Origin of the sequence: Faecalibacterium sp. 3, assembly GCF_048323735.1 — a bacterium.
In the GTDB taxonomy this organism is placed as follows: Bacteria; Bacillota; Clostridia; order Oscillospirales; family Ruminococcaceae; genus Faecalibacterium; species Faecalibacterium wellingii.
Genome location: NZ_JBLWFN010000001.1, coordinates 146040 through 166075 on the forward strand (window position 1 = coordinate 146040; position 20036 = coordinate 166075).

A 20036-nucleotide genomic window follows, 5' to 3' on the forward strand; every position below is an offset into this window, starting at 1 on the left:
ACCGGTTTATGCCTGCTGTGCTGCGCGCTGGGACTGGATCTCGTACAGGATGATGCCCGCAGCCACCGACACATTGTAGCTGTCCACACCGGTGCCGGATGCCGCCATATCCAGACGCACCACACCGTCGCACAGCTTCTTGACCAGCTGGGAAACGCCGCTGCCTTCACTGCCCAGCACCAGTGCGATGGGGCCGGTGAGGTTGTTCCTGCGCAGGGACACGCCGTCCATATCCGCGCAATAGACGAACACGCCCTGATCCTTTAGGCGGCGGATGGTCTCGCCGATGTTGGCCACACGGGCCACCGGCAGACGCTCCGCTGCGCCCGCGCTGGACTTGATAACGGTGGGCGTCACCGATGCACCGCCGCGCTTGGGGATCACGATCCCGTGGGCACCGCACAGCAGAGCGCTGCGCATCACTGCGCCCAGATTGTGCGGGTCCTCGATGCCATCGCTCAGCACCAGAAAAGGTGCCTCGCCCTTGGCCTTGGCTGCTGCCATCAGGTCATCCACCGTCACATACTCGATCTCGCTGGCAAATGCAGCCACACCCTGATGGCTCTCAGTGCCGGTCATCAGGCGCAGCTTGTTGGGATGCACCCGCTTGACCGTGGCACCCGCCTCCTTGGCCAGCGCCGTATAGTAAGCCGCCACCGCCGGAGCCAGACCCTCGGCAATGAGCACGGTATCCACGCCGGAACCGCTCTTGAGCAGCTCGGTCACAGGATTTTTGCCGTAAACAAGGCTCTCGTTTTTCTGCGGGTTCTCCTCCGGGCTGCGGCGCGGACGGCGCGGCTGATTCTTTTCTTCCATTGTATTTTCTCCCTTTCTTTTCTTTGTATTACCGGAACGTGCTGCATGCACCCTCCAAAAGGTGCGCGGCATCCTGCACTGCGCACCCGTAGCGTTTCCATATGATAACTCATTTTGAAGTATAACATATGCCGCCTTTGTTTGCCAGTAAATCACCATTTTTTGTCCCTGTCCGGCAAAAGTTTTCACACCCTGTTCACGGTCTGCCGCATTTTCCGCTTTGGCAGGCCGCGCTCATTTTTGCAGAAATGTTTTGCCGCACAGATGCATCTTCACTCTGCTGCTGCACAAACGTCCTCTGTTTTGCCGACGAGAAAAGTTTTCCACAAAAATGTGGTATACAATCCGTAAAGGGCCGATCACTTTTTCCACATGTTGAAAACCCGGTGGAGAAAGTTCAAAAGTCCTGTTTTAAAGCCTGTTTTACGGGTGGAATTCCACACTTTCCACCGTGTTTTCCACATTCCGGTTCGACCTGTTTGTTTTTCTTGCGTACAGTTTGTAAAATACAAGTCGGAAATATGACAATTTTTTGAACTGCATTCTGTCCGGTTTTGCCAGATCTTCCAATATCATTTTGACGAATGTGGATCCATGTTGAAAATTCGTCCTTTTGCTGCTTTCCCGCCGCGCGGCTTCATGTTGCAGATTTTATGGAATATTGTTGTTTTTTGTTCTGTGCTGACCCTTTCTGACGGAAAGTTTCCTTCCCCGCAGGGATCGATTTTCCGCATTGTTGCAGGAAAAAAGCCCGTTTGGATTGATTTTAGGCGCTGTTTGGGGTATACTAACCCTGTAAGTTCGTTAAGACGTGCACAAAGCAGGCACGAAACGAGCAAGGCCCCAATGATTTTGTGGAGGTAATGAATAATGTTGGTAAATGCAACCGAAATGCTGATCAAAGCACGTGATGGCCACTATGGTGTGCCTCAGTTCAACATCAACAATCTGGAGTGGACCAAGTCTGTCCTGACCGCCTGCGAGGAAATGAAGAGCCCCGTGATCTTGGGCGTTTCCGAGGGTGCTGGCAAGTACATGACCGGTTTCAAGACCGTCGCTGCTATGGTCAGCGCTATGGTCGATTCCATGGGCATCACCGTTCCCGTTGCCCTGCATCTGGATCACGGCACCTATGAGGGCTGCAAGGCCTGCATCGAGGCCGGCTTCTCTTCCATCATGTTCGATGGCAGCCACTACTCCATCGAGGAGAATGTGGAAAAGACCAAGGAGCTGGTGGCTCTGGCACACGCTAAGGGCCTGAGCATCGAGGCAGAGGTCGGTTCCATCGGCGGCGTCGAGGACGGCGTTGTGGGTGCCGGCGAGATCGCAGACCCCGAGGAGTGCGCAAAGATCACTGCTCTGGGCATCGACTTCCTGGCTGCCGGCATCGGCAATATCCACGGTGTCTACCCGGCAAACTGGAAGGGTCTGGACTTCGAGGCTCTGGACCGCATCCACAAGGCCACCAATAACATCCCTCTGGTCCTGCACGGCGGCACCGGCATCCCCGACGAGATGATCGCTAAGGCCATCAGCCTGGGCGTTTCCAAGATCAACATCAACACCGAGTGCCAGCTGGTGTTTGCTGAGGCCACCCGCAAGTACATCGAAGAGGGCAAGGATCAGCAGGGCAAGGGCTTCGACCCCCGCAAGCTGCTGGCTCCCGGCGCAAAGGCCATCGAGGCCAAGTGCAAGGAGAAGATCGAGCTGTTCGGCTGCGCAGGCAAGGGCTAAGCAGAAGCTCGTATCGTAACCGGTACACCATCCAATAAAGTATGCGGCCCCGTCACGTTGAATGCTCAACGCGGCGGGGCCGCTTTTTCTACTTTTATTCAGTTTTATTCAGAAATGCGATAGTGTCCGATGATGTCCGTTCTCTCTTCCAAAATATCCTGCTCGTAAGCTGTCTGCCATGGGTCATTGTGGTGGATCACATAAGGCACACCGTTTTTATTTCGACGGTCAGACACTACGCCGATATGTCTTTCGAAGATCACAATATCACCGCCCTGCCATTGTTCCGTATATTCCCCCTTTTGATAGACACGATCTCTCAGAGCCTTTTCGTGCACTGTACGTGCAATATGCGGCAAAAATTTCGGAAGCAGTTCAGACAACAAAAAACGCCTCAGAATTTCTTCTGAAGCGTTTTGTTTAAGTCGGCGACTACCTATTTTCACGCGCCGTTTCCAGCGAACTATCTTCGGCACAAGTGAGCTTAACTTCTGTGTTCGGAATGGGAACAGGTGGAACCTCACCGTCATTGACACCGACCGATCTGACTGGCTCAGTATACCATAACTGGTCTACTTTGTCCAGTGTTTCTTAGAAGGACGTGCCTTCAAAACTGAATAATCACTGCTAACATTTTTTCGTTGACTCTCAGAGTCTCAAGCGAACTGTGGTCAAGCCCTCGACCTATTAGTACACGCTTGCTGAATGGATCGCTCCACTTACACATCATGCCTATCAACCTTGTAGTCTTCAAGGGGTCTTACTTGTTTGAAACAATGGGATATCTTATCTTTGGGTCGGCTTCACGCTTAGATGCTTTCAGCGTTTATCCGATCCGTACATAGTTGCCCAGCTATGCTCTTGGCAGAACAACTGGTGCGCCAGAGGTACGTCCGCTCCGGTCCTCTCGTACTAGGAACAGCTCCCATCAAATATCCTGCGCCCACGACAGATAGGGACCGAACTGTCTCACGACGTTCTGAACCCAGCTCGCGTACCGCTTTAATTGGCGAACAGCCAAACCCTTGGGACCGAATACAGCCCCAGGATGCGATGAGCCGACATCGAGGTGCCAAACCTCCCCGTCGATGTGGACTCTTGGGGGAGATCAGCCTGTTATCCCCAGGGTAACTTTTATCCGTTGAGCGATGGCATTTCCACTCACATACCACCGGATCACTAACTCCAACTTTCGTTACTGCTCGACCCGTCAGTCTCGCAGTTAGGCTCGCTTCTGCGTTTGCACTCTTTTGCTTGATTTCCGTTCAAGCTGAGCGAACCTTTGAACGCCTCCGTTACTCTTTAGGAGGCGACCGCCCCAGTCAAACTGCCCACCTAACAATGTCCCCCGCCTTGATTCAAAGGCGCAGGTTAGAATTCCAATATCGCAAGGATGGTATCCCAACGGCCACTCCACAAGCGCCAAAGCACCTGCTTCCCAGTGTCCCATCTATCCTGTGCATGCAACATCGAAACCCAATATTAGGCTACAGTAAAGCTCCATGGGGTCTTTCCGTCTTGTCGCGGGTAACCGGCATCTTCACCGGTACTACAATTTCGCCGGGCGGGCTGTTGAGACAGTGCCCAAATCATTACGCCTTTCATGCGGGTCAGAACTTACCTGACAAGGAATTTCGCTACCTTAGGACCGTTATAGTTACGGCCGCCGTTCACTGGGGCTTCGATTCAATGCTTGCACATCTCCTCTTAACCTTCCAGCACCGGGCAGGCGTCAGCTCGTATACGTCATCTTTCGATTTAGCACAAACCTGTGTTTTTGGTAAACAGTTGCTTGGGCCGATTCTCTGCGGCTGCATTGCTGCAGCACCCCTTCTCCCGAAGTTACGGGGTCAATTTGCCGAGTTCCTTAACAACCCTTCTCCCGTTGGCCTTAGAATCTTCTTCCTACCTACCTGTGTCGGTTTGCGGTACGGGCACCGCAGAAATACACACAGCTTTTCTCGCCATCTTCCATCCCGGACTTCGGTACTAACTTCCCTCGATCGCTACCGGAACCAACACCCGGCTCCGAGACTTCATATGTGTCCCTGTGTTTAACTCTTTTGGTGGTGACGGAATCTCTACCGTCTGTGCATCGGCTACGCCGTTAGGCCTCACCTTAGCTCCCGACTGACCTGGAGCGGACGAACCTTCCTCCAGAAACCTGAGGCTTTCGGCCATGCAGATTCTCACTGCATTCGCGCTACTCATTCCGGCATTCTCACTTCTATACACTCCACAGCCGCTTACGCTACTGTTTCACCGCGTATACAACGCTCCCCTACCCAATACATTGCTGTATTGCCTAAGCTTCGGTGTCAGGTTTAGCCCCGTTAAATTCTCCGCGCAAAGCCGCTCGACCAGTGAGCTATTACGCACTCTTTGAATGAGTGGCTGCTTCTGAGCCAACATCCTGGTTGTCTGCGTATCTTCACATCGTTTTCCACTTAACCTGACTTTGGGACCTTAGCTGTAGATCTGGGCTGTTTCCCTTTTGACAATGACATTTATCTGACACTGTCTGACTCCCAAGCATCAATACTCTGGCATTCTGAGTTTGATAAGCTTCGCTAACCTCTCGGCCGCTAGGCTATTCAGTGCTTTACCTCCAGGTATCTAACTTGAGGCTAGTCCTAAAACTATTTCGGGGAGAACCAGCTATCTCCGGGTTCGATTGGAATTTCTCCGCTACCCACAGTTCATCCGCCGCCTTTTCAACGGAGGTCGGTTCGGTCCTCCATGGAATTTTACTTCCACTTCAACCTGACCATGGGTAGGTCACCCGGTTTCGGGCCCATTATATGCAACTTAACGCCCTTTTCAAACTCGCTTTCGCTTCGGCTCCAGACCTTAAGTCCTTAACCTTGCTGCATACAATCGCTCGCCGGACCGTTCTACAAAAAGTACCCTATCACGCATTGACGCGCTCTAGGTGCTTGTAGGCACAGGGTTTCAGGTTCTTTTTCACTCCCCTCCCGGGGTGCTTTTCACCTTTCCTTCACAGTACTATACGCTATCGGTCACTGGGTAGTATTTAGGGTTGGAGGGTGGTCCCCCCGTATTCCGACCAGGTTTCACGTGTCTGGCCGTACTCTGGAATTCGCTCGGCTCTCGTCGTTTTCACCTACGTGGTTCTCACACTCTCTGACCGGCCTTCCCATGCCGTTCGGTTAACAACTTAAGTCCTAAATGCGCTCCGTACCCCGAAAGTATTTCTACTCTCGGTTTGCCCTCTTCCGCGTTCGCTCGCCACTACTTACGGAATCTCGTTTGATGTCTCTTCCTCGCCCTACTTAGATGTTTCAGTTCAGGCGGTTCCCTCGATATACCTATTTTGAAGTTCAGTATAACGTACCTGAGTATGAACCCAGGTGAGTTTCCTCATTCAGAAATCTCCGGATCAATGCTTATTTGCAGCTCCCCGAAGCTTATCGCAGCTTATCACGTCTTTCATCGGCTCCCAGTGCCAAGGCATTCGCCCTGCGCCCTTGTTCGCTTGACCTTTCAAACGTTCTTTCAAGAACATTTGGTATCCTCTTGATTCTCTCTTGCCAACGAAGATTATTGTTACCCTTCCTTTTGAAATTGCAATATTTCTTAAAAAAGAACTTACTATAATCTTTGTTTCGCAGTTATTATTCAGTTTTCAAGGTACGTCTTTGAAGGTTCTTTCGAGCTTTCACTCTTCAGGGCCCTCAAAATCGAACAATATCTACTCTGCTTGTTTGTTACCTGTCCGAAAGATCGTCATCTTCGATGTCGCTCTTTCGCCTGACTCCTTAGAAAGGAGGTGATCCAGCCGCAGGTTCTCCTACGGCTACCTTGTTACGACTTCACCCCAATCACCAGTTTTACCTTCGGCGGCGTCCTCCTTGCGGTTAGACTACCGACTTCGGGTCCCCCCGGCTCTCATGGTGTGACGGGCGGTGTGTACAAGGCCCGGGAACGTATTCACCGTGGCATGCTGATCCACGATTACTAGCAATTCCGACTTCGTGCAGGCGAGTTGCAGCCTGCAGTCCGAACTGGGACGTTGTTTCTGAGTTTTGCTCCACCTCGCGGTCTTGCTTCTCTTTGTTTAACGCCATTGTAGTACGTGTGTAGCCCAAGTCATAAAGGGCATGATGATTTGACGTCATCCCCACCTTCCTCCGTTTTGTCAACGGCAGTCTGGCCAGAGTCCTCTTGCGTAGTAACTGACCATAAGGGTTGCGCTCGTTGCGGGACTTAACCCAACATCTCACGACACGAGCTGACGACAACCATGCACCACCTGTCTCCTTGCTCCGAAGAGAAAACATATTTCTATGCCTGTCAAGGGATGTCAAGACTTGGTAAGGTTCTTCGCGTTGCGTCGAATTAAACCACATACTCCACTGCTTGTGCGGGCCCCCGTCAATTCCTTTGAGTTTCAACCTTGCGGTCGTACTCCCCAGGTGGATTACTTATTGTGTTAACTGCGGCACTGAAGGGGTCAATCCTCCAACACCTAGTAATCATCGTTTACGGTGTGGACTACCAGGGTATCTAATCCTGTTTGCTACCCACACTTTCGAGCCTCAGCGTCAGTTGGTGCCCAGTAGGCCGCCTTCGCCACTGGTGTTCCTCCCGATATCTACGCATTCCACCGCTACACCGGGAATTCCGCCTACCTCTGCACTACTCAAGAAAAACAGTTTTGAAAGCAGTTTATGGGTTGAGCCCATAGATTTCACTTCCAACTTGTCTTCCCGCCTGCGCTCCCTTTACACCCAGTAATTCCGGACAACGCTTGTGACCTACGTTTTACCGCGGCTGCTGGCACGTAGTTAGCCGTCACTTCCTTGTTGGGTACCGTCATTATCTTCCCCAACAACAGGAGTTTACAATCCGAAGACCTTCTTCCTCCACGCGGCGTCGCTGCATCAGGGTTTCCCCCATTGTGCAATATTCCCCACTGCTGCCTCCCGTAGGAGTCTGGGCCGTGTCTCAGTCCCAATGTGGCCGTTCAACCTCTCAGTCCGGCTACCGATCGTCGCCTTGGTGGGCCATTACCTCACCAACTAGCTAATCGGACGCGAGGCCATCTCAAAGCGGATTGCTCCTTTTCCCTCTGCTCGATGCCGAGCCGTGGGCTTATGCGGTATTAGCAGTCGTTTCCAACTGTTGTCCCCCTCTTTGAGGCAGGTTCCTCACGCGTTACTCACCCGTTCGCCACTCGTTCGAGAAAGCAAGCTCTCTCTCGCTCGTTCGACTTGCATGTGTTAGGCGCGCCGCCAGCGTTCGTCCTGAGCCAGGATCAAACTCTTTATAAATGATATTTATCACTTTTAAAGTGTTAAATCTTGTTCGCTCAGCACGCAATCGCTTGCGTCCTGTGTGAATTACTTTTGGAATTGTTTTAAGTGTTTTTCCAAACACATAAAGGTTCCTTACAAGTTTTTCGATATTGTTCAATTTTCAAGGTCCTGTAGCGCCTCAGCCTTGCGGCTGACGACCTGTTTATTGTACCACCGAAGTGGTTTTTTGTCAAGCCTTATTTTTTAGAAGCTTTTGAACTTTCTGAACTTGAAACGCTTCAAGCATCTCAGTGTCAACTGGTGTTTTCAGCGTCTATTGGTTCTTTTCAAGGGCTTCCTGCTGTGGCTCCAGAAGTCATTCTTTTGCCTCAGCGCTTGGCGCTCAAGTATAATACCACACCCCCGCCTCCTTGTCAACACTTTTTGACAGATTTTTTTCATTCTTTTTTGCGTTCATCCCAAAACAGCAGCAAACCGCAGCTGCAATGCAGCTGCGGCGGCAAAAGCGGAAGAGTCCTCTCCCGGAAATATTCAGGTTTTCAGGATCTTCGCAGGGTCAGCCAGACTGCAGCAGCCAGCATGGGCAGCATTCCGATCAGGCCAATGGGTGCCGGACCCAATACATTGTAATAGCTGTCTGCCGGGTTCGTCAGAACCACAAACAGCGCTGCCACCGCATTGAACGCGCCGTGCGCAATGGACGGCACCCAGATGCACCCAGTCTTTTCATAGAGCCAGTCCAACAGGGTATTGAGCGCAAAGCAGACTATGCACCACACGAAAAGGCCCAGCACCGGCGCACCCAAATAGTTGGTGCCGTATTCGTAGCCCACCAGCAGCATCAGCGGCCAGTGCCAGACACCCCAGATCACGCCGCCCAGCAGGCGGCCGTTGAGCAGGCCGAGCTGCTCCTTCAGGTGAGGCATCATATACCCGCGCCAGCCGGCTTCCTCGCCCAGAGCTGCGAACATATTGATGAGCGGAGCCAGTGTGACCGCGAACAGACCTGTTTCCAGCATGTAGCTGAGGTTGGATACGCCCAGCTCCCTGTGCAGGGTTTGAGCGTCCATCTCGCCGCCGTAGGCCGCTGTCAGCCAGCTGCCGGAGAGGTCCAGCCGATGCGGGAACACCGCAAAATAGAGCACTGCAGCCAGCACCGTGAACACCGCCGGGCCGAACCACGCCGCCAGCCAGTAGCGGCGCTTGCCCTGCACCTTCCAGCCGATGCCGGTGGGCTGGCGCAGAAAGACCTTTTGCACCAGCAGCACCGCCAGCAGCGGGCAGAGCATGGTGGCGACCAGCGCCAGCTGATACAGCACGGCATTCTGCTTTTGCAGCAGCGCCATGCAGCCACCGACCTGACACAGCCATGCCAGACCAAACGCTAACAGGAAATAAAGGCCGAAGCCCTGCTTTTCTTTTGTGGTCATACGAACTTCACCGCCGTTCCATAAGCAATGACCTCTGCCGCGCCCTGCATGACGCTGGCAGAAGCGTAGCGCATCCCTACAACTGCATCCGCTCCAAGGGCCTCTGCATCCTTGACCATGCGTCCTGTGGCGATCTGCCGGGCTTCGGTGAGCATATCCGCGTAGTCGGTCACTTCACCGCCCACCAGCGTGCGGAACCCCGCCATCAGATCGTGGCCCAGATTGCGGCTCTGCACCGTGCTGCCGCGCACCACGCCCAGCGCTTCCAGCTTTTTGCCGGGCACCTCGTTAATAGTTACGATAAGCATCTTCTTCTCCCTTTCCGATCTCTTCAATGCGTTCCAGCAGTACCTTCAGCGTGCCCACGATGCACCCCACCGGGATGCCGAACAATACGATGAGCAGCGGCAGCGGCGGCGCTTCCTGCGGGTCGCTGTAAAAGGCCCACGCCATCGTCGCGATCACAAAAGCCATCAGCGCCACAAAAAGGGCCGCGCCGACGCAGGCACCGCGGATGCGCTCACCTTTTCGGTCTGTGCGTTCAATGTTCACAAAGGTCACCCCCTGTTCTTCCCGTGCAGCAAGGCGCGCAAGCGTCTGCTCCACATCCAGTTCTTCAAGGTTTCCGGAAGCCTTTTCCAATACAGTGCAGAAGCCGATGGCTTCGTCCAGATCCTTGCGGCGGGCGTTCAGCCGTTCCAGCTGCTGACCCATTCCCTCGGCCAGCGTCTTTCGCCCTTCCAGCATTTCCCGGATCTCGGCCAACGGAACATCCAGCTTGCGCAGCAGCTTGATGCGGCGCAGGCGCTCCACATCCGCCTGCGAGTAGCTGCGGTAACCGTTGCCCGGTTCGCGGCCGGGGGTAATGAGCCCCTCCTCCTCGTAAAAGCGGATGTTCTTTTTGGTCACGCCTACAGCGGCTTCCACTTCATTGATCTTCATGGCTCCGGTGCCTCCTTACGTGCCTATGTTACACCTTCCAGAAAGGGGAAGGTCAAGTCTTTTTTACAAAAAGAACTCCCTTCGTCTCGCATTCGCTTGACACCTTCCTCAGAGAGGGAGGCTTACCGTACGGGCAGGCTCCCTCCTTGAGAGGGCTGTCTGCGGAGCAGACTGGGGGAGTTTCTTCCTTTAAAAGTAACACTTGATCTGGAACCGGTCGGCGTTGTCCTTTTTTTCCTCCACCACGATGTGCTCATGGTTGAAGTCGAAGTGCACCGGGGTGCACAGGTCGGTATTGCGGGTCAGGCGCAGCAGCTCCTGCACCCGCTTTTTCTCCTCCGGCACATAGAACAGGTAGCTCACGCCCTCCTTTTTGGCACGACCGGTACGGCCGATCCGGTGGGTGTAATGTTCGTTCTCGCTGGGCACATCGTAGTTGATGACGGCGTCCACGTCCGAAACATCGATGCCGCGGGCGGCAACGTCGGTGGCTACCAGAATGGCCAGCTTGCCGTCCCGGAAGTTCTGCATGATCTGGTTGCGCTCCTTCTGGGAGAGGTCGCCGTGCAGACAATCCACCGAGAAGCCCAGCCGTGCCAGCTGGTTGGCCAGAGTGGCCGTGTTGAACTTGGTATCGCAGAACACCATTACCCGCTTGTAGCTCTCACCAATGATGATCTGTGCAAGGTCGGAAAGCTTGTTGCGGCCGGAGGTCTCCAGCATATACTGGGTGATCTTGGGCTGGCTCTCCTCCCGGGGCTGGACGGTGATCTCCTCAGCGTTGTGCTGGTACAGCCAGCCAATGTCCATCACCTCGCGGCTGATGGTGGCCGAGAACATGGAAAGGGACTTGCGGGCCTTCATCATTTCAATGATATGCCGCACATCCTTATAGAAGCCCATGTTCAGCATCTCGTCGGCCTCGTCCAGCACGATCTGGGTCACATGGGAGATGTCGATGGTGCGGTGCTTGTAGTGGTCCATCAGACGGCCCGGCGTGGCCACCACGATCTGGCAGCCCTCGGCAAGGCGCTTTGCCTGCTTTTCCATATTGGCACCGCCATACACGCAGGCCACCTGCACCTCCGGCATAAAATAAGTCAGCTGGGTCAGCTCTTCTGCGATCTGCTGGGCCAGCTCCCGGGTGGGAGCCATGATGACAGCCTGCGGGTACTTGTTTTCCGGGAGGATATGTTCCGCCACCGGGATGCCGAAGGCACAGGTCTTGCCGGTGCCGGTGGGGGCTTTTGCGATCACGTCATGACCCGCCATCATGACGGGGATGGTCTTTTCCTGGATCTCGGTCATTTCGGCAAAGCCCATGCGTTCCACCGCCTGATGGATGGCCGGGCTGCACTGCAGTTCACTGTAAAGCATCTGAATCTCCGTTCCTTTGTCCTTTTATATTCTGCACTCAGTATAGCATGAAATGCCGCACTTGTCAGCAGAGAAACAAAAAGATGCCGTGCGCCGGGCACAGAGCGGGACGATTTAGAATGCCCTCCGCTTTGCTCTGGGCATTCCAAATCGTTCTCTTGCCCGCATATCCAGCAAACAAAAAGGACCGCACCCGGGGTCACGGGTACGGTCCTCAATGCACATCGATCAGGCGGTCTCTTCCACGTTCTTCTTGCCTGCTTCCAGCTTCTGCTTGAAGCGGCCGCTGGCCTTGAAGCCGGGGATGGAGGTGGACTCCAGACGGCTGGAAACCTTGGTCTTGGGGTTGGTGTAGGCCTTGGGCTTGCGGGGACGCATCTCAAAACGGCCAAAGCCTGCGATGGTCACCTTCTCGTCTGCGCGCAGGCAGTCGGCGATCTGGTCAAACATCGCATCCATCGTGGTCTCGACCTGAGCTTCGGTAAAGCCGGTCTTGCGTGCAACAGTCTCGATCATCTGGGAACGGGTCATGTATCTATATCCTCCTGGAATGTCCAAAAGTAACGGTCTTTTGGCAAATTTTGCGTTGTTGAGTATAACATAATTTGCGCACTGTTTGCGACAGATTGCGCACAAAACGTCATTTATTGCGCACGAACTTTTATATTCTCTGTCTGCCTTTCACAAATACAGCGCCCGCCGTTTTGGCGGGCGCTGTATAAAGTCTGTCTTTATCCGTTTCCGGGGGTAATTACAGCGGTAATTACTTGCGGTGATACAGGGTGGCAATATCCACCAGCGGGATATTTTCCAGACTGTGGTCGCTGCGCAGGCAGTCCACCAGAGCGTTGGCGGTATCCACAGCGGTGATGCAGGGAATGCTCAGCTCCACGGCCTTGCGGCGCAGGCGGACGGAATCGCGCTTGGGGTCACGGCCCTTGGTGCTGGTGGAGAACACGTAGTCCACCAGACCGCTCTGCAGCAGGTCCACGATGTTGGGCGACTCGCCGGACATATTGCGCACCTCGTTGCAGGGCACCATGTGCTTGTTGAGCCATGCGCAGGTGCCGGAGGTGCCGTACAGCTTGTAGCCCATGCTCTTGAGCTTCCACGCAATATCCACGAACTCCGGCTTGTCGCTGTCCTTCACGGTGAAGATGCAGCAGCTTGCGGGGCCGGGGGTCTTGAAGGTGTAGCCCGCGCCGATGAGGCCCTTGAGCAGGGCGTCGTGATAGTTGGGGGCAATGCCCAGCACTTCGCCGGTAGACTTCATCTCGGGGCCGAACTGGGTATCCACACCGTGCAGCTTTTCAAAGCTGAACACAGGCACCTTGACGGCCACATAGGGTGCGTTGGGGTGCAGGCCGGTGCCATAGCCCATATCTGCCAGCTTCTCGCCCAGACAGCAGCGCACTGCCAGATCCACCATGGGCACGCCGGTGACCTTGGAGATATACGGCACAGTACGGGAGGAACGGGGGTTCACCTCAATGACGTACACTTTGCCGTTGGAGACAGCGTACTGCACATTCACCAGACCGGTGACATGCAGCTCGCGGGCAAAGCGGCCGGTGTAGTCCACCATGGTATCGATCTCGGCCTGGGTCAGGTGCTGTGCCGGGTAGACACAGATGGAGTCGCCGGAGTGCACACCGGTGCGCTCCACCTGCTCCATGATGCCGGGGATCAGGAAGTTCTCGCCGTCGCAGATGGCGTCCACTTCGCACTCGGTGCCCAGAATGTACTTATCCAGCAGCACGGGATGATCCATGTCCACATGCTCGGTGATGACGCCCATGTACTCAATGACGTCTGCCTTGGTGTAGGCCACGATCATGTTCTGACCGCCCAGCACGTAGGAGGGGCGCATCAGCACCGGCAGGCCGATCTCATCGGCAGCGGCCAGCGCCTCGTCCAGATTGAACACGGTGCGGCCCGGTGCGCGGGGGATCTTGCAGCGCTCCAGCAGCTCGTCGAAGCGCTCACGGTCCTCGGCTTCATCGATGGCATCTGCCGGGGTGCCCAGAATGGGCAGGCCGATCTCGTCCATGTGCTTTGCCAGCTTGATGGCGGTCTGGCCGCCGAACTGCACCACGCAGGCGTCCGGCTTCTCGGTGGCGATGATGTTGTCCACGCTCTCCGGGTTCAGCGGGTCAAAGTACAGACGGTCGCCGGTGTCAAAGTCGGTGGAGACGGTCTCGGGGTTGTTGTTGACCAGAATGGCTTCGCAGCCGTGCTTCTTCAGGGTCCACACGCAGTGCACCGAGCAGTAGTCGAACTCGATGCCCTGACCGATGCGGATGGGGCCGGAGCCAAAGACCAGCACCTTCTTTTTCCTGGGCTCGCCCTTGGCGGATGCCTCGGCTTCCTTCTCGGCAATGAACTCAGCGGCTTCGTTGTCGCCGTCGTAGGTGGAGTAGAAGTAGGGGGTGTTGGCCGAGAACTCGGCCGCACAGGTATCCACCATCTTGAAACCGGCGCGGTAGTTCTCCACAGGGAGCTTGTCCACCTGTGCCAGACGCTTGATGGTCTTATCCTGGAAGCCGTACTTCTTGGCAGTCTTGTACTGCTCTTCGGTCAGCACGCCGTTGCACTTGGCAAGACCGTTTTCCAGATCTGCCAGATGCTGCATCTTGTCCAGGAACCACCAGTCAATCTTGGTGATCTTGTAAATGGTCTCGTGGTCGATGCCGCGCTTGAGAGCCTCGTACACGCAGAACACGCGCTCGGCGTCCTGAACATGCATGTGGGCCACGATCTCGTCATCGGTCAGCTCCTCAAAGGGCTTGTGGGTCAGGGTGTCCATGCCCAGCTCGATGGAGGAAACTGCCTTCATCATGGCAGCCTCGAAGCTGTTGCCAATGCTCATCACCTCGCCGGTGGCCATCATCTGGGTGCCCAGAGACTTGTCGGCGTAGACGAACTTATCAAAGGGCCACTTCGGATACTTGACCACGATGTAGTCCAGCGCAGGCTCAAAGCAGGCGCAGGTCTTGCCGGTGACATCGTTGGTGATCTCGTCCAGCGTGTAGCCGATGGCGATCTTGGTGGCCACCTTGGCAATGGGATAACCGGTGGCCTTGGAAGCCAGTGCAGAAGAGCGGGACACACGGGGGTTGACCTCGATGACCGCATAATCAAAGCTGTCCGGCTTCAGAGCAAACTGGCAGTTGCAGCCGCCCTCGATGCCCAGCTCGGTGATGATATCCAGAGCAGCGGTGCGCAGCATCTGGTATTCGTGGTCGGTCAGGGTCTGGGAAGGAGCCACAACCACCGAGTCGCCGGTGTGGATGCCCACGGGGTCGAGGTTCTCCATGTTACACACGGTGATCACGTTGCCCTTGTGGTCGCGCATGACCTCGTACTCGATCTCTTTCCAGCCGGCAATGCACTTTTCCACAAGGATCTGATGGATGGGGGAAAGACGGAGGCCGTTGGTGCCGATCTCAATGAGCTTTGCCTTGTTCTCGCAGATGCCGCCGCCGGTGCCGCCCATGGTAAAGGCGGGGCGGACGATGACCGGGTAGCCGATGCGGTCTGCACAGGCCAGCGCATCCTGCAACGTCTCCACCACCTCAGAGGGGATGATGGGCTGGTGCAGCTTTTCCATGGTCTCCTTGAACAGCTCGCGGTCCTCGGCACGGTCGATGGTCTCGGGCTTGCAGGCCAGCAGACGGATGCCGGTGCGGTCCAGATAGCCGGAGCGGGCCAGCTCCATGGACAGGTTCAGGCCCATCTGGCCGCCGAGGTTCGGCAGCACGGAGTCCGGCTTTTCGATGTCCAGAATGCGCTCCACGACTTCCAGCGTCATGGGCTCGATGTAAACATGGTCGGCCACATCCGGGTCGGTCATGATGGTTGCGGGGTTGGAGTTCAGCAGAACGGTCTCGATGCCCTCTGCCTTCAGGGCACGGCAGGCCTGCGTGCCGGAGTAATCGAACTCCGCAGCCTGACCAATGATGATGGGGCCGGAGCCAATGACCAGCACCTTCTTGATTCTAGGGTCCTTCGGCATTTCAGCGTGCCTCCTTTTTTGCTGCTTTGACGTTGTTCAGGAAGCGGTCGAACAGAAACTCGGTATCCTTGGGGCCGCCGTTTGCTTCCGGGTGGAACTGCACGGTAAAGCAGTTCCACTTCTTGTACTTGATGCCCTCACAGGTGCCGTCGTTGGCGTTCACCTGTGCCACCTCGCCCATCTCGGCGGGCAGCTCGTCGCCCACCACAGCGTAGCCGTGGTTCTGGCTGGTGATGAAGGTGCGGCCGGACTCAAAGTCGGTCACAGGCTGGTTGGCACCGCGGTGGCCGTACTTCAGCTTCATGGTCTTGGCACCGGCTGCCAGCGCGGACAGCTGGTGGCCCAGACAGATGCCGAAGGTGGGGATGTTCAGTGCAAAGATCTGCTTGAGGTTCTCGATGACCTCCACCGGCTCGGCGGGGTCGCCGGGGCCGTTGGACAGCATGATGCCGTCCGGGTTCAGAGCTTTGATTTCCTCTGCCGTTGCAAAGGCGGGCATGACGGTCACCTTGCAGCCGCGCTTGACAAGGCAGCGCACGATGTTCCGCTTGCAGCCGTAGTGCATCAGCACGATATGGGTCTCGCCCTGCGGGTTGAACACCTCGGGCTTTTCACAGGTAACATTCTTCACCGCATCGGTGACGGCGTAGGCGCGGATCTGGGCCAGCAGGGCCTCGGTCTCGGCCTTGTTGGCCGGGTCGGCGGGGTCAAAGGTGGTCAGGATGGCGCCGTTCATCACGCCGCTTTCCCGGATGATGCGGGTCAGGTGGCGGGTATCGATGCCCTCGATGCCGATGGTGTTGTTCTTTTTCAAAAAGCTGTCCAGCGTCTCTTCACAGCGCCAGTTGGAGGGGGTGGTGCAGGCCTCGCGCACGATGTAGCCCTTTGCCCAGATGCGGTCGGACTCCATGTCGTCCTTATTCATACCATAGTTGCCGATCAGGGGGTAGGTCTGGGTGATGATCTGGCCGTAGTAGCTGGGGTCGGTCAGAGTCTCCTGAAAGCCCACCATACCGGTGGCAAAGACCACCTCGCCCACGGTGACGCCCTCGGCACCCACTGACTGGCCGGCAAAGACCATGCCATTTGCCAAAAGAAGATATGCGTTCATAGTTTTCCTCGTTTCAACACATTACAGGGTCTGCTTTGCTTCCTGCTTCATCTTGCGGCTGCCCAGATGCACCAGCGGCAGCTTGCCTTCCTTGCAGATGGGGCACTCTTCGGGTGCGTAGTTGGGCAGATCCAGCTTGAGGGCGCTTGCCACGATGGGAATGGGAGACGGAGCCTCGGGCTTGGTGCGGTCCACCACGCAGGTGATGCCCACACAGATGCCGCCGTTCTCCTCAATGACCCGCTTGGTCTCCAGAGAGGAGATACCGGTGGTGACCACGTCCTCAGCGATGAGGCACTTCTCACCCGGGTGGATGGCGAAGCGCTTCAGGGTCATCACATTGTCCACGCGCTCGGTAAAGATGGCGCGCTTGCCGGTCTGGCGGGCCAGCTCGTAGGCGTACACGATGCCGCCCATGGCAGGTCCCACGATCACATCCACGTCCATTTCCTTGACTTTATCTGCCACGCTCTTCATGACCTCGGCGCAGCGGTCGGGGTACTGCTGCAGATAAGCCATCTGGCAGTATGCGCTGGAATGGCGGCCGGAGGACAGCAGGAAGTGGCCTTCCAGGAACGCGTCACAGCTCTTCAGGATCTCAAGTGCTTCACTCATTGTACTTCTCCCTCTCTTTTATAAAAATGTCTTTTGAACGGTATTGTACCACGCTTTTGCGTGATTTGCAAATTTATGCAGCAACTTTGTTTTTATGCGTATAAATCAGGATTTATGCTGGTATATCAATTGGATTATTCAGCATTTCGGGCACATCCGCGGATCTCGTCCAGCGTTTTCACGCCGTTCTTGTCCATCCATGCGGCCATCTCGTCCGCAATGGTCTCCATGGCGCGGGGGTTGGCAAAGTTTGCGGCACCCACCTGCACCGCCGTGGCACCTGCCATGATGAACTCCAGTGCGTCGCGGCCCGTGGCGATGCCGCCCAGACCCACCACCGGGATGTTCACCGCGCCCACGGCCTGCCAGACCATGCGCAGAGCGATGGGGCGCACCGCCGGGCCGGACAGGCCCGCAAAGATGTTGTTGAACACCGGGCGGCGCTTTTCCAGATCGATGGCGCAGGCCTGGAAGGTGTTGGTCAGGCTGATGGCGTCCGCGCCGGCAGCTTCCACAGCCTTGCACATCTCGGGGATGTTCTCGGCCTGCGGGCTCAGCTTGACCATCAGGGGCTTTTTGCAGGCAGCGCGCACCATGCGCACCACCTCACCGGCAGCCTCGGCCTTGACGCCGTAGGCCATGCCGCCCACCTTGACGTTGGGGCAGGAGATGTTCAGCTCCACGATGTCCACTGCGCTGTCGCTCAGCATCGCGGCACCTTCCACATACTCTTCCTCACTGTGGCCGCCAAGATTGGCGATGGCCACCGTGCCGTACTTCTGCTTCAGTTCCAGCATCTCGGGCAGCTCCACGTCAATGAAGTGCTGCACGCCGGGGTTCTGCAGGCCGATGCTGTTGATAAGGCCGGAGGGGGTCTCCCACAGGCGCTCGCCCTTGTTGCCGTACTGGCCGTGCAGGGTCAGGCCCTTGCCGGAAATGCCGCCGATCTTGGAAAAGTCTGCCAGCTCTTCGTACTCCACGCCGTAGCCCACAGTGCCGGATGCGCCGATGACCGGGCTGTTCATCACAAAGCCCAGCAGGTTGGTTTTCAGGTCAGCCATCAGAAGAACACCTCCGTTGCATCAAATACCGGGCCGTTCTTGCACACGCTCTTGCCCTCGCCGCCCTTGGTCTCGCAGGTGCAGCCAAGGCAGGCACCAATGCCGCAGGCCATCTTCTTTTCCATGCTCACAAAGCAGGGGGTGCCCTTTTCGGCACACAGGCGGGCGGCGTTCTTCATCATGACCGTGGGGCCGCACACCAGCACCACATCGTAGTCGGCGGGGTCGTACAGCTGGGTGACAAAGCCGTGGAAGCCCACCGCGCCGGTGTCGGTGGACACCTTGACGAGGTTTGCGATCTCGCGGTACTCCTCCATGCAGTAGGGGGCATCCCGGAAGCCGAAGAACACATCCGGCTTCACGCCTGCCGCTGCCAGCTCGCGGGTGAGCTGGAACATGGGCGCGGTGCCGATGCCGCCGCCCACCACAGCGATTTTTTTATACTTGCTCAGGATGTCCGGCACATCAAAGCCGTTGCCCATAGGGCCGGTGAGCTGGAAGGTATCCTTCATTTTGAGCTGCGCGATCTTTTCAGTGCCCTCGCCCACCACCTGATACAGAAACTCGATGGTGCTGCTGTCCGGGTTCCAGCGGTGCACGCTGATGGGCCGGGACAGGAAGGGGGCTTCGTCTGCGCCCCATGCACGCAGGGTAAAGAACTGGCCTGCGTGGGGTGCGTGGTCGCGGTCCGGCCAGACCACCGTCAGCAGACGGATGTCCGGGGCAATGACCTCATTGCGCAGGACAGTGGCTTCACAGCAGGCTGCACGCATGAGCAATGGCCTCCTTCATATTCACACATTCGTTGTAAGCGGCTTCGTCAAAGGCAGTGCCCGGCTGCTTTTTGTAGGCCAGCAGGATGCCGCGGCTGGAGTTGACCACGCCGCCGTTGCCCTTGGTAAGATACTGGGCAATGTCCTCGGCCTTGCCGCCCTGTGCGCCGTAGCCGGGGATCAGGAAGAAGCTGTCCTGATACTTTGCACGGATCTCGGTGGCCTCCTCGATGTGGGTGCCGCCGATGACCAGACCGATGGAGGAATAGCCGTGCTCACCCATGTAGTCCTTGCCCAGAGCGTTCAGCTTGTCGCCCACCAGATCGTAGACGTGGCGGCCATCGGCCAGCTTCTCATACTCAAAGTCCTTGGCACCGCCGTTGGAGGTGCGGCAGAGCACGAACATGCCCTTGCCCTGCTTTTCGGCGTAGGGCAGATAGGGGCTGATGGAGTCCAGACCCATATAGGGTGCCAGCGTGACGAAATCGCTCTCGAAATCACCGGTAAAGTGACCCATGGCGTACATCTCGGCGGTCTTGGCAATATCGCCGCGCTTGATGTCGGCGATCACCGGCACACCTGCCTCGCGCACAGCCTTCAGGGTGTCGGCGTAGGCCTTCATGCCCTCAAGACCCAGAGACTCGTAGTAAGCGATCTGCACCTTGTAGCAGCCTGCCACGGCCTTGGTGGCGTCAATGAGCTTCTTGTTGAAGCGCACGATGTTCTCGCCGCGGGACAGGGTGCTGTCCACAAAATCGGCGGGCAGGTAGCTGAAGTCGGTGTCCAGACCCACGCACACCGGGCCGCGGGCTTCCACAGCTTCGTACAGTTTGTCCATGTTCGTCATTTGGGTGTACCTCCTGTTTGCTCTCTTATCTATTTT

14 protein-coding genes and 3 rRNA genes are annotated in these 20036 nt (G+C 56.4%); 1 reads left to right on the forward strand and 16 read right to left on the reverse strand.

Going from position 1 to position 20036, the window contains the following annotated elements; all coding sequences use genetic code 11:
• Positions 1-6: 6 nt before the first annotated feature.
• A complete protein-coding gene (gene rlmB / locus ACNSPV_RS00665) occupies positions 7-816 on the reverse strand; it encodes a 23S rRNA (guanosine(2251)-2'-O)-methyltransferase RlmB (protein WP_348584950.1) in 810 nt (269 codons plus the stop codon).
• An 870-nt stretch (positions 817-1686) separates the two neighbouring features.
• Between rlmB and fba the strand changes: the two genes are divergently transcribed.
• The gene (gene fba / locus ACNSPV_RS00670) at positions 1687-2550 is read left to right on the forward strand and encodes a class II fructose-1,6-bisphosphate aldolase (RefSeq protein WP_005941384.1); all 864 of its coding nucleotides are present in this window, start codon (positions 1687-1689) and stop codon (positions 2548-2550) included.
• Positions 2551-2654: 104 nt separating this feature from the next.
• On the opposite strand, the gene ACNSPV_RS00675 is transcribed toward fba, so the two are convergent.
• The 15 genes from ACNSPV_RS00675 to pyrF form a co-directional block, all read right to left on the reverse strand.
• Positions 2655-2933: a DUF1287 domain-containing protein gene (locus tag ACNSPV_RS00675; protein WP_348584949.1), complete on the reverse strand. Its 279-nt coding sequence runs from the start codon at positions 2931-2933 to the stop codon at positions 2655-2657.
• Positions 2934-2973: 40 nt separating this feature from the next.
• Positions 2974-3090, reverse strand: a 5S ribosomal RNA gene (gene rrf / locus ACNSPV_RS00680).
• Positions 3091-3217: 127 nt separating this feature from the next.
• Positions 3218-6052, reverse strand: a 23S ribosomal RNA gene (locus ACNSPV_RS00685).
• Between the two features lie 281 nt (positions 6053-6333).
• Positions 6334-7844 (reverse strand): 16S ribosomal RNA (locus ACNSPV_RS00690).
• The 16S, 23S and 5S rRNA genes sit together here, the layout of an rRNA operon.
• Positions 7845-8368: 524 nt before the next feature.
• Positions 8369-9259 carry a CPBP family intramembrane glutamic endopeptidase gene (locus ACNSPV_RS00695; protein ID WP_348584948.1) on the reverse strand — a complete coding sequence of 297 codons (891 nt, stop codon included), beginning with the start codon at positions 9257-9259 and terminating at the stop codon, positions 8369-8371.
• Positions 9256-9567: a heavy metal-binding domain-containing protein gene (locus ACNSPV_RS00700; protein ID WP_005944222.1), complete on the reverse strand. Its 312-nt coding sequence runs from the start codon at positions 9565-9567 to the stop codon at positions 9256-9258. Before ACNSPV_RS00700 ends, ACNSPV_RS00695 begins: the two co-directional genes overlap by 4 nt.
• Positions 9548-10201: a MerR family transcriptional regulator gene (locus tag ACNSPV_RS00705; RefSeq protein WP_348584947.1), complete on the reverse strand. Its 654-nt coding sequence runs from the start codon at positions 10199-10201 to the stop codon at positions 9548-9550. The genes ACNSPV_RS00700 and ACNSPV_RS00705 overlap by 20 nt, the downstream gene beginning before the upstream one ends.
• Before the next feature lie 189 nt (positions 10202-10390).
• Positions 10391-11578, reverse strand: a complete 1188-nt coding sequence (locus tag ACNSPV_RS00710; RefSeq protein ID WP_249237342.1) for a DEAD/DEAH box helicase — start codon at positions 11576-11578, stop codon at positions 10391-10393.
• Between the two features lie 228 nt (positions 11579-11806).
• Entirely contained in the window at positions 11807-12109 is a 303-nt protein-coding gene (locus tag ACNSPV_RS00715) for an HU family DNA-binding protein (RefSeq protein WP_249237343.1), read from the reverse strand.
• A gap of 232 nt (positions 12110-12341) precedes the next feature.
• Complete coding sequence (carB, locus tag ACNSPV_RS00720) at positions 12342-15593, reverse strand: carbamoyl-phosphate synthase large subunit (RefSeq protein ID WP_348584945.1); 3252 nt, start codon at positions 15591-15593, stop codon at positions 12342-12344.
• Between the two features lies 1 nt (position 15594).
• Positions 15595-16704: a carbamoyl phosphate synthase small subunit gene (locus tag ACNSPV_RS00725; RefSeq protein WP_348584944.1), complete on the reverse strand. Its 1110-nt coding sequence runs from the start codon at positions 16702-16704 to the stop codon at positions 15595-15597.
• A gap of 21 nt (positions 16705-16725) precedes the next feature.
• On the reverse strand, positions 16726-17319 hold the full coding sequence (gene pyrE / locus ACNSPV_RS00730; protein ID WP_118528611.1) for an orotate phosphoribosyltransferase: 594 nt from the start codon (positions 17317-17319) through the stop codon (positions 16726-16728).
• Between the two features lie 134 nt (positions 17320-17453).
• Entirely contained in the window at positions 17454-18380 is a 927-nt protein-coding gene (locus ACNSPV_RS00735; RefSeq protein WP_348584943.1) for a dihydroorotate dehydrogenase, read from the reverse strand.
• Entirely contained in the window at positions 18380-19153 is a 774-nt protein-coding gene (locus tag ACNSPV_RS00740; protein ID WP_308595067.1) for a dihydroorotate dehydrogenase electron transfer subunit, read from the reverse strand. The genes ACNSPV_RS00735 and ACNSPV_RS00740 overlap by 1 nt, the downstream gene beginning before the upstream one ends.
• Entirely contained in the window at positions 19134-20000 is an 867-nt protein-coding gene (gene pyrF / locus ACNSPV_RS00745) for an orotidine-5'-phosphate decarboxylase (RefSeq protein WP_249237348.1), read from the reverse strand. The genes ACNSPV_RS00740 and pyrF overlap by 20 nt, the downstream gene beginning before the upstream one ends.
• Positions 20001-20036 lie beyond the last annotated feature (36 nt).

Bases quoted from the DNA above. Each gene is read 5' to 3' on its own strand.
- rlmB (WP_348584950.1), bottom strand. From the start codon at position 816: ATGGAAGAAAAGAATCAGCCGCGCCGTCCGCGCCGCAGCCCGGAGGAG.
- fba (WP_005941384.1), top strand. From the start codon at position 1,687: ATGTTGGTAAATGCAACCGAAATGCTGATCAAAGCACGTGATGGCCAC.
- ACNSPV_RS00695 (WP_348584948.1), bottom strand. From the start codon at position 9,259: ATGACCACAAAAGAAAAGCAGGGCTTCGGCCTTTATTTCCTGTTAGCG.
- ACNSPV_RS00700 (WP_005944222.1), bottom strand. From the start codon at position 9,567: ATGCTTATCGTAACTATTAACGAGGTGCCCGGCAAAAAGCTGGAAGCG.
- ACNSPV_RS00705 (WP_348584947.1), bottom strand. From the start codon at position 10,201: ATGAAGATCAATGAAGTGGAAGCCGCTGTAGGCGTGACCAAAAAGAAC.
- ACNSPV_RS00710 (WP_249237342.1), bottom strand. From the start codon at position 11,578: ATGCTTTACAGTGAACTGCAGTGCAGCCCGGCCATCCATCAGGCGGTG.
- ACNSPV_RS00715 (WP_249237343.1), bottom strand. From the start codon at position 12,109: ATGACCCGTTCCCAGATGATCGAGACTGTTGCACGCAAGACCGGCTTT.
- carB (WP_348584945.1), bottom strand. From the start codon at position 15,593: ATGCCGAAGGACCCTAGAATCAAGAAGGTGCTGGTCATTGGCTCCGGC.
- ACNSPV_RS00725 (WP_348584944.1), bottom strand. From the start codon at position 16,704: ATGAACGCATATCTTCTTTTGGCAAATGGCATGGTCTTTGCCGGCCAG.
- pyrE (WP_118528611.1), bottom strand. From the start codon at position 17,319: ATGAGTGAAGCACTTGAGATCCTGAAGAGCTGTGACGCGTTCCTGGAA.
- ACNSPV_RS00735 (WP_348584943.1), bottom strand. From the start codon at position 18,380: ATGGCTGACCTGAAAACCAACCTGCTGGGCTTTGTGATGAACAGCCCG.
- ACNSPV_RS00740 (WP_308595067.1), bottom strand. From the start codon at position 19,153: ATGCGTGCAGCCTGCTGTGAAGCCACTGTCCTGCGCAATGAGGTCATT.
- pyrF (WP_249237348.1), bottom strand. From the start codon at position 20,000: ATGACGAACATGGACAAACTGTACGAAGCTGTGGAAGCCCGCGGCCCG.